The organism is Microbacterium paludicola, assembly GCF_015235415.1.
GTDB lineage: Bacteria > Actinomycetota > Actinomycetes > Actinomycetales > Microbacteriaceae > Microbacterium > Microbacterium paludicola.
The window spans coordinates 1-13,021 of record NZ_JADGLL010000025.1 but is presented as its reverse complement, the minus strand read 5'-3'; the positions used below and the strand labels follow the sequence as shown (position 1 = coordinate 13,021).

14 protein-coding genes are annotated in these 13,021 nt (G+C 69.0%); 13 read left to right on the top strand and 1 reads right to left on the bottom strand.

The features are described from left to right. Positions 1-30: 30 nt before the first annotated feature. The gene (cysK, locus tag IR155_RS10605) at positions 31-969 is read right to left on the bottom strand and encodes a cysteine synthase A (protein WP_135114804.1); all 939 of its coding nucleotides are present in this window, start codon (positions 967-969) and stop codon (positions 31-33) included. A gap of 292 nt (positions 970-1,261) precedes the next feature. Between cysK and prmC the strand changes: the two genes are divergently transcribed. From prmC to IR155_RS10540, 13 genes are all read left to right on the top strand, one after another. Then, a complete protein-coding gene (prmC, locus tag IR155_RS10600) occupies positions 1,262-2,131 on the top strand; it encodes a peptide chain release factor N(5)-glutamine methyltransferase (RefSeq protein ID WP_228067034.1) in 870 nt (289 codons plus the stop codon). A 516-nt stretch (positions 2,132-2,647) separates the two neighbouring features. After that, positions 2,648-3,382, top strand: coding sequence for an L-threonylcarbamoyladenylate synthase (locus tag IR155_RS10595; RefSeq protein WP_135114802.1), 735 nt, complete (start codon positions 2,648-2,650; stop codon positions 3,380-3,382). After that, on the top strand, positions 3,379-4,545 hold the full coding sequence (locus tag IR155_RS10590; protein ID WP_135114801.1) for an MraY family glycosyltransferase: 1,167 nt from the start codon (positions 3,379-3,381) through the stop codon (positions 4,543-4,545). Before IR155_RS10595 ends, IR155_RS10590 begins: the two co-directional genes overlap by 4 nt. Beyond that, complete coding sequence (locus tag IR155_RS10585; protein ID WP_135114800.1) at positions 4,546-5,031, top strand: hypothetical protein; 486 nt, start codon at positions 4,546-4,548, stop codon at positions 5,029-5,031. Between the two features lie 175 nt (positions 5,032-5,206). Continuing rightward, the gene (gene atpB / locus IR155_RS10580; RefSeq protein ID WP_135114799.1) at positions 5,207-6,001 is read left to right on the top strand and encodes a F0F1 ATP synthase subunit A; all 795 of its coding nucleotides are present in this window, start codon (positions 5,207-5,209) and stop codon (positions 5,999-6,001) included. A 43-nt stretch (positions 6,002-6,044) separates the two neighbouring features. After that, on the top strand, positions 6,045-6,284 hold the full coding sequence (gene atpE / locus IR155_RS10575; RefSeq protein ID WP_135114798.1) for an ATP synthase F0 subunit C: 240 nt from the start codon (positions 6,045-6,047) through the stop codon (positions 6,282-6,284). Positions 6,285-6,314: 30 nt separating this feature from the next. Continuing rightward, complete coding sequence (locus IR155_RS10570) at positions 6,315-6,872, top strand: F0F1 ATP synthase subunit B (RefSeq protein WP_135114797.1); 558 nt, start codon at positions 6,315-6,317, stop codon at positions 6,870-6,872. Next, the gene (locus IR155_RS10565) at positions 6,872-7,654 is read left to right on the top strand and encodes a F0F1 ATP synthase subunit delta (protein WP_135114796.1); all 783 of its coding nucleotides are present in this window, start codon (positions 6,872-6,874) and stop codon (positions 7,652-7,654) included. The genes IR155_RS10570 and IR155_RS10565 overlap by 1 nt, the downstream gene beginning before the upstream one ends. 84 nt (positions 7,655-7,738) lie before the next feature. Further along, positions 7,739-9,376: a F0F1 ATP synthase subunit alpha gene (gene atpA, locus IR155_RS10560; RefSeq protein ID WP_135114795.1), complete on the top strand. Its 1,638-nt coding sequence runs from the start codon at positions 7,739-7,741 to the stop codon at positions 9,374-9,376. A gap of 21 nt (positions 9,377-9,397) precedes the next feature. Continuing rightward, positions 9,398-10,294 (top strand): F0F1 ATP synthase subunit gamma, encoded by an 897-nt coding sequence (locus IR155_RS10555; protein WP_135114794.1) that lies wholly within the window; start codon positions 9,398-9,400, stop codon positions 10,292-10,294. Between the two features lie 28 nt (positions 10,295-10,322). After that, positions 10,323-11,759, top strand: coding sequence for a F0F1 ATP synthase subunit beta (gene atpD / locus IR155_RS10550; RefSeq protein WP_135114793.1), 1,437 nt, complete (start codon positions 10,323-10,325; stop codon positions 11,757-11,759). Between the two features lie 2 nt (positions 11,760-11,761). Continuing rightward, positions 11,762-12,025: a F0F1 ATP synthase subunit epsilon gene (locus tag IR155_RS10545; RefSeq protein WP_135114792.1), complete on the top strand. Its 264-nt coding sequence runs from the start codon at positions 11,762-11,764 to the stop codon at positions 12,023-12,025. An 81-nt stretch (positions 12,026-12,106) separates the two neighbouring features. Then, positions 12,107-12,868 (top strand): YaaA family protein, encoded by a 762-nt coding sequence (locus tag IR155_RS10540; RefSeq protein WP_135114791.1) that lies wholly within the window; start codon positions 12,107-12,109, stop codon positions 12,866-12,868. The last annotated feature ends 153 nt before the right edge of the window (positions 12,869-13,021 follow it).

Below are 13,021 nucleotides of genomic sequence, written 5' to 3'. Positions count from 1 at the left end.
GGGGATGAGCTTACCGAGTGCCCGGTGAGCTCAGTCCTCGCGCAGGTCCTCGAACAGGGCCGTGGAGACGTAGCGCTCGCCCGTGTCCGGCACGATCACGACGACCTTCTTGCCGGCGTTCTCGGGGCGCTTGGCGACCTGGACGGCGGCCCACACGGCCGCGCCCGCCGAGATGCCGGCGAGGATCCCCTCGCCCGCGGCGAGCGCGCGGGAGGTCGAGATCGCGTCGTCGAACTCGACCGTGACGACCTCGTCGTAGACCTCGGTGTCGAGGATCGGCGGCACGAAGTTCGGTCCGATGCCCTGGATCTTGGCGGGGCCGGGGGTTCCGGTCGACAGCAGGGGAGAGGCGGAGGGCTCGACGGCGACGACCTGCACGCCGGGCTTCTTGGCCTTGAGGGCCTGGCCGACGCCGGTGATGGTGCCGCCCGTGCCGATGCCGGCGACGAAGATGTCGACCTCGCCGTCGGTGTCGCGCCAGATCTCCTCGGCGGTGGTCCTGCGGTGGATCTCGGGGTTCGCCTCGTTCGCGAACTGCTTCGCGAGGATGGCGCCCGGCGTCTCGGCGACGATCTTCTCGGCCTCGGCGAGGGCGAGCTTCATGCCGCCGGTCGGGTCGGTGAGCACAAGCTCGGCGCCGAAGGCCTTCAGCAGCACCCGACGCTCCTTCGACATCGAGGCGGGCATCGTGAGGATGACCTTGTAGCCGCGCGCGGCGCCGACGAGCGCGAGCGCGATGCCGGTGTTGCCGCTTGTCGACTCGACGATCGTGCCGCCGGGCTTCAGCTCGCCCGACTCCTCGGCCGCGTTGATGATCGCGATGCCGAGGCGGTCCTTCACGGACGACCCGGGGTTGAAGTACTCGAGCTTCGCGTACACCTCGGCCGCCGCGTCCTCCGTGACGCGGTTGAGCTTGACGAGCGGCGTGTTTCCGAACGCGGTGGTGATGTCTGCGTGGACACCGGTCATGGCGGTTCTCCTGGTTCGTGGGTGGGTCCCGCTGCTGCGGGCGAGCCGGACGACGGCGGATCCTCCCCGCCGTTCACCAGCGTATTGCGGACTGCCGCGATCCGGACCGCGGATGTCGCACGCCGAAACATGAGCGGATGTCCGAAGGTCGCGTGGTATTCCGGAACGAGCATCCCGCGGGGAGAGGGCGCATCCCGGTGGCGGAATCCCGTGCGGATTAGGCTGTCTCGCTATGCGCCGTAACGAGCGGCCGGACGGAGACGACGTGACGACCCTGCACCCTGCCGGAGAGCTGCACGGCTCCCGCGCGCTGCGCGACGTGTTCCAGGTCGCGGCGGGCCGCCTCGCCGACGCGGGCGTGCCCGATCCGCAGGTCGACGCCGAGCTGCTGCTCGGGCACCTGCGTGGCCTCAGCCGCGGCGAGGTCCAAGTCGGCGTGATTCGCGGCGACGAGCTCAGCGCGGACGAGGCGGCGGCTTTCGACGACCTCGTCGCACGGCGCGCGGCCCGCGAGCCGCTTCAGCACATCACGGGCGTCGCGTACTTCCGCCACCTCGAGCTGGCCGTGGGGCCGGGGGTCTTCGTTCCCCGCCCCGAGACCGAGTCGGTCGCGCAGTTCGCGATCGACGCCCTCCGCGCGGCTCCGGTCCCCGAGCCGATCGGCGTGGATCTCGGCACCGGCAGCGGCGCCATCGCGCTGGCGATGGCGACCGAGGTTCCGCACGCGCGCATCCACGCCGCCGAGAACTCGCCCTACGCATTCGTCTGGACGAAGGAGAACGCCCGCCGCATCGGCGCCGACAACCTGCGGCTTGTCTTCGCCGACCTCGCGGTGGCGTTCCCCGAGCTCGACGGCACCGTCGACGTGGTGATCTCGAACCCTCCCTACGTGCCGGATGACGCCATCCCGCGCGACCCGGAGGTGCGCCTGCACGACCCGCATGCCGCCCTCTACGGCGGACCGGACGGCCTCGACGTCGTGCGCGAACTGAGCCACGTGGGCATGCGCCTGCTCCGCCCCGGCGGCCTGCTCGTGATCGAGCACGGCGAGCTGCAGGGCCGCGCGATCCGCGACCTCCTGACGGCGGCGGGATGGCGCGCCGCCGCCACCCACCCCGACCTCACCCTCCGCGACCGCACCACCACGGCGATTCGCCCGTAACCCCCTCGCCGCGGAACCCCGCTCGTTGAGCGAGGAGCGAAGCGACGAGTCGAAACGGCCCGGACGGTGCACGGCTTGTCGCCGCGGGAGGTTCGGCCCGTTTCGACTCGCTCCGCTCGCTCAACGAACAGTGAGGGGTGCGAGCCCCGGGGGGGGGAATTAAGCCCCCGTGCACCCCGCGTGCGAGCGAAGCGAGCGTGGAGCGAAGCGACTGCCAACCATCTGGAGAACGCGACGCCCGTCGACGGATGGAGCGCAGCGACAGCCCGCGATCCCGAGTCCCGGCGCGAAGCGTCGGGCGAGTGATCGCGCACGTTCCCTGCACTACCCGCGAAGCGGGAGGCGGACCCGCACCCCACGTGCGAGCGCAGCGAGCGTGGAGCGCAGCGACTGCCGACCATCTCGCCGAGGCGAGCTCCCTGCGTTCGGATGGAGCGAAGCGACAGCCCTCGATCGCGAGTCCCGGCGCGAAGCGTCGGGCGAGTGATCGACCGGACTCTCTACTATTGAGGAGACATGTCAACCTCCCCCCTCTTCGACTGCCGTGACGAGGCCCAGCTGCTGACCGGCATGCGCCAGGCGCGCCAGGCGATCGGCCGCGGCCACCTCATCGTGATGCCCACCGACACGGTGTACGGCGTCGCGGCGGATGCGTTCAGCGCCCAGGCCGTGCAGCGTCTGCTCGACGCCAAGGGGCGCGGTCGGCAGCAGCCGCCGCCCGTCCTGGTGTCGGGCGTCGATGCCATGCGCGCGCTGGTCGAGGAGGTCCCGGAGCCGGTCGAGCGGCTCGTCGAGCGCTTCTGGCCCGGCGGACTGACGATCGTCCTGCCGGCTCAGCCGTCGCTGTCGTGGGACCTGGGGGAGACGAAGGGCACCGTCGCCGTGCGCATGCCGGATCACCGGATCGCTCTCGAGCTGCTGTCCGAGACCGGCCCGCTCGCGGTCTCGAGCGCGAACCTGACGGGGCAGCCCGCGGCCGTGGTCGGCGACGACGCCCGCGCGATGCTCGGCGACAGCGTCGCGGTCTATCTCGACGACGGCCCGTCCCGCACCGGGGTTGCGTCGACGATCATCGACGCGACCGCGCTCGTCGGCCCGCGGGACGACGAGCCCCGCGTGCGGGTCCTGCGCGACGGCGCGATCTCGCGCGATGAGCTGCGCGAGGTACTCGGCGACCTGCTCGAGCCCGAGGCCGGCGACGCCGACCACCACGACCACGACACCGCGACGCCCGACGGCGAGCCCGCGTGAGGCAGTACCTCTTCACGATCCTGCTGACGGCGGCGCTCACCACGGCGCTCGCCTGGATGGTGTGGCGCCTCAGCATGCGGTACAAGCTCTATCCGGGCATCCGGGAGCGCGACGTGCACAAGACGCCGACGCCGCGCCTCGGCGGGGTGGCGATGTTCCTCGGGATCGTCGCGGCGATCCTGGTGTCGGGATCCAACCCGTTCTTCCAGATCTTCTGGGTCGATCCGCGCCCGGTGTGGGCCGTGCTCGGCGCCGCGGTGCTGATCGTCCTGGTCGGCGTCGCCGACGACCTGTGGGATCTCGACTGGACGATCAAGCTCGGCGCGCAGTTCCTCGCGGCGGGGATCATCGCGGTCGGCGGCGGGCTGCAGGTCTACACGCTTCCCTTCGGCGGGATGACGCTGGTCTCCAGCTGGGTGAGCATCACGCTGACGATGTTCTCGATCGTCATCGTGATGAACGCGGTCAACTTCATCGACGGCCTGGATGCGCTCGTCGCGGGTGTCTGCCTGATCGCGAACGGCGTCTTCTTCGTCTACTCCTACATCCTGAGCCGCGACACCCTGACCACGAACTCGACCCTCGCGACGTTCCTCGCGGCCGCGATGATCGGCGCCTGCGCGGGATTCCTGCCGCTGAACTGGCGGCCGGCGAAGATGTTCATGGGCGACTCCGGCGCGCTGCTGCTGGGCCTGCTCATGGCGACGAGCGCGATCGCGGCTTCCGGGCAGATCCCGCCGTCCGTGCTCGACCCGGTCGACGGCCTCGGCCGCTCGCAGCTGCTCGGTGCGTTCCTGCCGATCCTCGTGCCCATCGTGGTCGTGCTGCTGCCGCTCGTCGACTTCGGGCTCGCCGTCATCCGGCGCATGGGCGCGGGCAAGTCGCCCTTCTCGCCCGATCGAAAGCACCTCCACCACCGGATGCTCGACCTCGGCCACTCCGACCGCGACGCCGTGCTGATCTTCTACGCGTGGACGGCGGTGATCTCGCTCGCCGTGCTCATCATGTACCTGGCAACCCGGGAGAACTGGCCGGGGGAGTACTGGCTCGGCGTGATCTTCGGCGTGGTCGGCATCGCGGCGTGCCTCGTGCTCACCCTGATGCCCACGCGTCGCCCGCCCCACGCGCCCACCGACCCGACCCCTGCCACTCAGGAGGCCTGAATGTCCCGTCCGGAACCCGGACCCATCTCCAGCACGCCGGTGCTGCGCACCGCCCTCCTCTGGGGCGGCATCGCCACGGCGGTCGTCGCGGTGGCTGGCGGCGCGATCGGATTCGCGATCGCCGGCACGAACGGCATGCTCAGCGCGTTCGCCGGCGCCGCGATCGCCGCGGTGTTCATGCTGCTGACCGCGGTGAGCATCCTCGTCGCCAACCGCTGGTTCGCCGATCCGCTGTATGTGCCGATCTTCTTCGGCGTCGTGCTCGGCGGCTGGCTGCTGAAGCTCGTGCTGTTCATCGTCGCGCTGGTGCTGCTGCGCGGCCAGCCGTGGATCGTCCCGGGCGTCTTCTTCGTCGCGCTCGTGGTCAGCGTCCTCGCCTCGCTCGCGATCGACGGGATCGCGATGTTCCGCTCGCGCCAGCCCTACGTCGACGTCACCCTGCCGGGGGAGACGGGCACGGACGAGGGCGGCTCGACCCCGCGCTGACGTCGTTTCGACGCGTCGTAGAAGCGCGCGATTCTTTGATAGGCTGACATGGTTCCTGCCGAGTGCCCCACGGAGCCGATGGTGACGCCGGGGCCTGGCAGATGACGACTTCCTTCCCTCCCCGGTGCCCGCACCGGTGCAACGAAGCCGGAGCCACACGTTGACTCATGCCGCGATGATCGTCGCAACCGCCGAAGACGCCGAAGGCGGGTTCCACCCGCCGTCGATCCTCGACTTCTTCCCTCCGGCCATCTTCGGCGAGGGAACGCTCTTCGAGTTCACGCGCATCAACGCCGCGCAGCTGCTCGCGACGGCGATCCTCGTCATCCTGCTGATCGTCGGAACGCGCAACATGCGCATCGTTCCGGGCCGTCTGCAGAGCATCGTCGAGATGGGCCTCGACTTCGTCCGCGTCAACATCGCGCACGACATCCTCGGTCGCAAGGACGGCAACCGCTTCCTGCCGCTGCTGACCACGATGTTCTTCATGATCCTGTTCATGAACCTGACGGGAATCATCCCCGGCATCAACATCGCCGGAACGAGCGTCATCGCCGTCCCCCTGCTGCTGGCGGTCATCTCGTACGTCACGTTCATCTACGCGGGCATCAAGAAGAGCCCCGGCAACTTCTTCAAGAACTCGCTGTTCCCGTCGGGCGTGCCCGCGGCGCTGTACATCATCGTCACGCCGCTCGAGTTCCTGTCGACGTTCATCATCCGCCCCGTCACGCTGACGCTGCGACTGCTGATGAACATGATCGTCGGCCACCTCATGCTCGTGCTGTTCTTCTCGGCCACGCACTTCTTCTTCTTCACCGCCGGCGGATGGTGGACGCCCCTGGGCGTCGGCACCCTCGCCTTCGGTCTCGCCTTCACCCTGTTCGAGGTCCTGGTGGCATTCCTCCAGGCCTACGTCTTCACGATCCTCACCGCGGTCTACATCCAGCTCGCGGTTGCGGAAGAGCACTGACGGTCCGCCACACGGCGCACCGCCTTACCGAAAGGAAAAATCCGTGGACGCTACTACGGTTCTCGCCAACGTGTACGGCTCGATCGCGACGGTCGGCTACGGTCTCGCCGCCATCGGCCCGGCCATCGGCGTGGGCATCGTCGTCGGCAAGACCATCGAGTCGGTTGCACGCCAGCCCGAGCTCGCCGGTCGTCTGCAGGTCCTCATGTGGATCGGTATCGCCTTCACCGAGGCCCTCGCGTTCATCGGCATCGCGACCGGCTTCATCTTCGGCTACAACTGATCACTCGCTGCTGACACGTAAGGAGACAGGATGCTGAACGCTCTTGTCACGCTTGCCGCGGAGGAGTCTCACGAGACTCCGAATCCGCTGGTGCCGGCGGCGTACGACATCATCTGGTCGGCGGTGTGCTTCCTCGTCATCCTGTTCGTGGTGTGGAAGGTCGCCCTGCCGCGCTTGACCGCGATGCTCGACGAGCGCTCCGCCGCGATCGAGGGCAACATCGCGAAGGCCGACGAGGCCCAGCGCCAGGCCGAGGCTGCGCTCGAGGAGTACACGAAGCAGCTCGCCGACGCCCGCAAGGAGGCAGGTGACATCCGCGAGGCCGCCCGCGAGGACGGCAAGCGCATCGTGGCCGAGGCGAAGGCCAACGCCGCCACTGAGGCTGAGCGCATCACCGCGACCGCGCACACGCAGATCGAGGCCGAGCGCCAGTCGGCGCTCGTCACGCTGCGCAGCGAGGTCGGCACGCTCGCGATCGACCTCGCCGGCAACGTCATCGGCGAGACCCTCAGCGACGACCAGAAGGCGGCGGCTGTCGTCGACCGCTTCCTGGCCGACCTCGAGGCCTCCGAGAAGGCGAAGAACTGATGGGCAGCGCGACCACTCAGGCGCTCGCGACGAGCGTCTCCGCGCTCGGCGCGGCGACGGTCGACCTCGACACGGCTCGCGAGCTCTTCGCCGCCGCCCGTGCCGTCGCCGGCTCGCACGCGCTGAGCGGCGCGCTGGCCGATCCGTCTGCCGCGCCCGAGACGCGCCGTGCGCTCGTCACCCGCGTCTTCGGCAGCCTGTCGCAGACCGCGCAGTCGCTCCTGACGACGGCCATCGCCGAGCGGTGGTCGTCGCAGGGCGAGCTGGTCGACGGCATCGAGGAGCTCGCCATCCGGGCGGCCGCCAAGGCCGACCAGGGCGACCTCGAGGGCGAGCTGTTCCGGGTCTCCCGCATCGTCGCGGAGAACTCCGAGCTCGAGCTCGCGCTCGGCAGCCGCCTCGGCGACGGATCCGCGAAGGGCGCGCTCATGCAGACGCTGCTCGGCGGTCGCACGAGCGAGGCCACCTCGCTCGTGGTGTCGTCGCTCGTGCAGTCGCCCCGCGGGCGTCGCGTGCGCGGCATCCTTGCCCGTGCGATCCGGATCGTCGCGGCACAGCGCGGCCGCACGGTCGCGACGGTGACCACGGCGGCGCCGCTGTCCGCGGCCCAGGCCGAGCGTCTGGCCACCGCGCTCTCGCGCAGCTACGGCGGCGAGATCACGATCAGCCAGGTCGTCGACCCCTCGGTCGTCGGCGGGGTGCGTGTGCAGATCGCGGATGACGTCATCGACGGCAGCATCGCCTCGCGCCTCGCGAACGTGCGCCAGAAGCTCGCCGGCTGACCCGATACTTTCCCGCCGCAGGGCGGACTCACTTGGGGATCGCGGATCCCACAACACGATCTCCATCAAAGACAGAGGAAGACAATGGCAGACATCACGATCAGCCCCGACGTCATCCGTGACGCGCTGAAGGACTTCGTCGCCGCCTACGAGCCCACCGGCGACGCGGCGACCGAGGTCGGCACCGTCATCGACGCGGCAGACGGCATCGCCCACGTCGAGGGCCTGCCTGGCGTCATGGCCAACGAGCTCGTCCGCTTCGGCAACGGCGTTCTGGGCCTCGCCCAGAACCTCGACCAGGACGAGATCGGCGTCGTCGTGCTCGGCGAGTTCGCCGGCATCGAAGAGGGCCAGCAGGTCACCCGCACGGGCGAGGTCCTCTCGGTCCCCGTCGGCGAGGGCTACCTCGGCCGCGTCGTCGACCCGCTCGGCAACCCGATCGACGGCCTCGGCGAGATCACGGGCATCGAGGGCCGCCGCGCCCTCGAGCTCCAGGCTCCCGGCGTCATGGCCCGCAAGTCGGTCCACGAGCCGATGCAGACGGGCATCAAGGCGATCGACGCCATGATCCCGGTCGGCCGCGGCCAGCGTCAGCTGATCATCGGCGACCGCCAGACCGGCAAGACCGCGATCGCGATCGACACGATCATCAACCAGAAGTCGAACTGGGAGTCGGGCGACCCGACGAAGCAGGTGCGCTGCATCTACGTCGCCATCGGTCAGAAGGGCTCGACCATCGCCTCGGTGAAGGGCGCCCTCGAGGAGGCCGGCGCGATGGAGTACACCACCATCGTCGCGGCCCCCGCGTCCGACCCCGCCGGCTTCAAGTACCTCGCGCCCTACACGGGTTCGGCAATCGGTCAGCACTGGATGTACGACGGCAAGCACGTCCTCATCGTGTTCGACGACCTGTCGAAGCAGGCCGAGGCCTACCGCGCCGTGTCGCTGCTGCTGCGTCGCCCGCCGGGCCGCGAGGCGTACCCCGGTGACGTCTTCTACCTGCACTCGCGTCTGCTCGAGCGCTGCGCGAAGCTGTCGGACGAGCTCGGCGCCGGTTCGATGACGGGTCTGCCGATCATCGAGACTAAGGCGAACGACGTCTCGGCGTACATCCCGACCAACGTGATCTCGATCACCGACGGCCAGATCTTCCTGCAGTCCGACCTGTTCAACGCGAACCAGCGTCCCGCGGTCGACGTGGGTATCTCGGTCTCGCGAGTCGGTGGCGACGCGCAGCTGAAGCACATCAAGAAGGTCTCCGGCACGCTCAAGCTCGAGCTCGCCCAGTACCGCTCGCTGGAGGCGTTCGCGATGTTCGCGTCCGACCTCGACGCCGCCTCGCGTCGTCAGCTGGCCCGCGGTGCGCGCCTCACCGAGCTGCTCAAGCAGCCGCAGTACTCGCCGTACCCGGCCGAGGAGCAGGTCGTCTCGATCTGGGCCGGCACCAACGGCAAGCTCGACACCATCGAGGTCGAGGACGTGCTGCGCTTCGAGGCCGAGCTGCTCGACCACCTGCGTCGCAACACGACCATCCTCGACACGCTGCGCGACTCGGGCAAGCTCGAGGACGACACCGTCGCCGAGATGGAGAAGGCGATCGACGCCTTCCTGCTCGATTTCCAGGGCGGCAAGGGGCAGCACCTCACGGCCCCCGGCCACGAGGAGTTCGCGGCGGTCGCGGATGTCGACCAGGAGAAGATCGTCAAGGGCCGCCGGGCGTAAGCCCGCCGGGGAAGACGGATCATGGGAGCAAAGCTCAGGGAGTACAAGCAGAAGATCTCTTCTGCTCAGACGACCAAGAAGATCACGAAGGCGATGGAGCTCATCGCGGCTTCGCGCATCCAGAAGGCGATGACGCGCGTGCGCGCGTCGGAGCCCTTCTCCCGCGCGGTGACGCGGGCGGTCTCGGCGGTCGCCACACACACCGACATCGACCACCCGCTCACGCGGGAGGCCGAGACGGTGAAGCGTTCGGCGATCCTGATCCTCAGCTCTGACCGGGGACTGGCGGGTGCGTTCAACTCGCAGGTCATCCGCGAGGGCATGGAGCTCGCCGAGCTGCTTCGCTCGCAGGGCAAGGAAGTCGTGTTCTACCTGTTCGGCCGCAAGGCGGTCGGCTACTTCCAGTTCCGTGGCATCGCCACGGCGGGGGAGTGGACGGGTGACGCGGATGTGCCGAGCTTCTCGACCGCCGAGGAGATGTCGCTCGCGCTGCTCGAGGCGTACGAGAACGAGCACGCCGACGGCGGCGTGGACGAGATCCACGTCGTGTACAACCGCTTCGTCAGCATGATGACCCAGGAGGCGGTGCAGGTGCGCCTGCTGCCGCTCGAGGTCGTCGAGGGAGTCGCGGAGGAGAGCACGAGCAGCGAGGTCTACCCGCTGTACGAGTTCGAGCCCGACGCCACCGAGGTGCTCGACAAGCTGCTGCCGGTCTACATCCAGAGCCGCATCTTCAACGCGCTGCTGCAGTCGGCCGCCGCCAAGCAGGCAGCGACGCAGAAGGCGATGAAGTCGGCCAGCGACAACGCCGACAAGCTCATCACCGACTACACCCGCCTGCGCAACAACGCGCGTCAGGCCGAGATCACGCAGCAGATCGCCGAGATCGTCGGCGGCGCCGACGCACTGGCGTCCTGAAAGACGTCCTGAAAAAGAGAGAGACGAAATGACTGTCACTGAGACCGCGGTCGTCGGACGGGTCGCCCGGGTCACGGGTCCCGTCGTCGACATCGAGTTCCCGCACGACGCGATCCCCGAGGTCTACAACGCGCTCAAGACGACCATCGTCATGGGCGAGGAGTCGACCGAGATCACGCTCGAGGTCGCCCAGCACCTCGGCGACGACATGGTGCGCGCCATCTCCCTGAAGCCGACGGACGGCATGGTCCGCGGCCAGGAGGTCCGCGACACCGGCGAGCCGATCTCGGTTCCGGTCGGCGACGTGACCAAGGGCAAGGTGTTCAACGTCACCGGCGACGTCCTCAACCTCGCCGAGGGCGAGACCATCGAGGTCACCGAGCGCTGGCCGATCCACCGCAAGGCGCCGAACTTCGACCAGCTCGAGTCGAAGACCCAGATGTTCGAGACGGGCATCAAGGTCATCGACCTGCTCACCCCGTACGTGCTGGGTGGAAAGATCGGCCTGTTCGGTGGTGCGGGCGTCGGCAAGACCGTCCTCATCCAGGAGATGATCCAGCGCGTCGCGCAGGACCACGGTGGTGTGTCGGTGTTCGCCGGTGTCGGCGAGCGCACCCGTGAGGGCAACGACCTCATCCACGAGATGGAGGAGGCGGGCGTCTTCGACAAGACCGCCCTCGTCTTCGGTCAGATGGACGAGCCGCCGGGGACGCGTCTTCGCGTCGCCCTGTCGGCCCTGACGATGGCGGAGTACTTCCGCGACGTGCAGAAGCAGGACGTGCTGCTCTTCATCGACAACATCTTCCGCTTCACGCAGGCGGGCTCCGAGGTGTCGACCCTGCTGGGCCGCATGCCCTCGGCCGTTGGTTACCAGCCGAACCTCGCCGACGAGATGGGTGTGCTCCAGGAGCGCATCACCTCGACGCGCGGTCACTCGATCACCTCGCTGCAGGCGATCTACGTGCCGGCCGATGACTACACCGACCCGGCCCCGGCGACCACGTTCGCGCACCTCGACGCCACGACCGAGCTCTCGCGTGAGATCGCGTCGAAGGGTCTGTACCCGGCCGTCGACCCGCTGACCTCGACCAGCCGCATCCTGGACCCGCGCTACATCGGTGAGGACCACTACCGCGTGGCCACCGCCGTGAAGCAGATCCTGCAGAAGAACAAGGAGCTGCAGGAGATCATCGCGATCCTCGGTGTCGACGAGCTCTCGGAAGAGGACAAGATCGTCGTCGCCCGCGCGCGCCGCATCCAGCAGTTCCTCTCGCAGAACACCTACATGGCGAAGAAGTTCACCGGTGTCGAGGGCTCGACCGTGCCGATCAAGGAGACCATCGAGTCGTTCGACGCGATCGTCAAGGGCGAGTTCGACCACGTCGCCGAGCAGGCGTTCTTCAACGTCGGCGGCATCGGCGACGTCGAGGCCAAGTGGGCGCAGATCCAGAAGGAGAACAGCTGACCATGGGTCTGCAGGTCACCCTGGTCTCCGCCGAGGAGGAGGTCTGGACGGGCGAGGCGAGCCTCGTGGTCGCCAAGACCACCGAGGGTGAGATCGGCTTCATGCAGGGGCACGAGCCCGTGCTGGCCATCCTCGCGGCCGAGGGTCAGGTGCGCATCACCGAGCCCTCCGGCACCAAGGTCATCGCCGACGCCCGTGACGGCTTCGTCTCGATGGAGGGCCAGACGCTCACCATCGTCGCCGGCCACGCGACGCTCGTCTCCTGACGTCTCTCGGAGCGGGGCGGCGGATCCACGGATCCGGCGCCCCGCTCCTTTTGCATTCCCTCACGTCCCGAAAGGCCCTCCGTGCAGCTGCTCCTGCCTCCGTCCGAGACGAAGCACCCCGGCGGCGATGGCGCACCGCTCGATCTGGGGGCGCTGCGTCTTCCCGGGCTGCGGCCGCAGCGCGAGGCCCTGCTGGACGCGCTCGTCGCGCTGTCGGGCGATGAGGCGGCCGCGATGCGGGTGCTGAAGCTGAGCGAGCGGCAGCGCCCCGAGATCCGGGTGAACGCGGCGATCCGCCAGGCCGCGACGATGCCGGCGATGGATCGCTACACAGGCGTCCTGTTCGACGCCCTCGCCGCGGAGACACTGCCCACGCAGGCACGGGGATGGCTCGCCGAGCACGCGCTCATCCAGACCGCGCCGCTGGGTCCGATCGGCGCGGCCGATCCGATCCCGTCATACCGTCTCGCCGCCGGCACCGCCCTTCCCGGGGTGCCGCCGCTGCGGCGCCACTGGGCGGATGCGACGAGCGCCGCGCTCGCGGACGATCCGGCGGTGCGCTCCGAGCTTGTGCTCGACCTGCGCTCGCAGGCGTATGTCGCCCTCGCGCCGCTGCCGTCAGGCATCACGTCGGCGTACGTGCACGTCGTCACCCGCGGCGCCGACGGCCACCAGCGTGCGCTCAACCACTTCAACAAGAAGGCGAAGGGCGAGTTCGTGCGCGCGCTCGCGCTGGATCCGCCTCCCCGGGATGCGACGCTGGCGGCGGTCGTCGACTGGGGAAGGGCACACGGCCAGGAGCTCGTGATCGATGGCGAAGCCCGCGTGAATCTCGTGGTGTGAGGCGTCCGCCTCTCGCTCGGGAGCCTCGCTGTGTGGGAGAGTGAGGGCACACAGAGGATTCCGAGCTTCGGCCGATCCTCGACGAGGAAGGACATCTCATGTCGAACGACTCGACCGGCCCCGCCGACCCGAACACGCCGAGCACGCCGGACG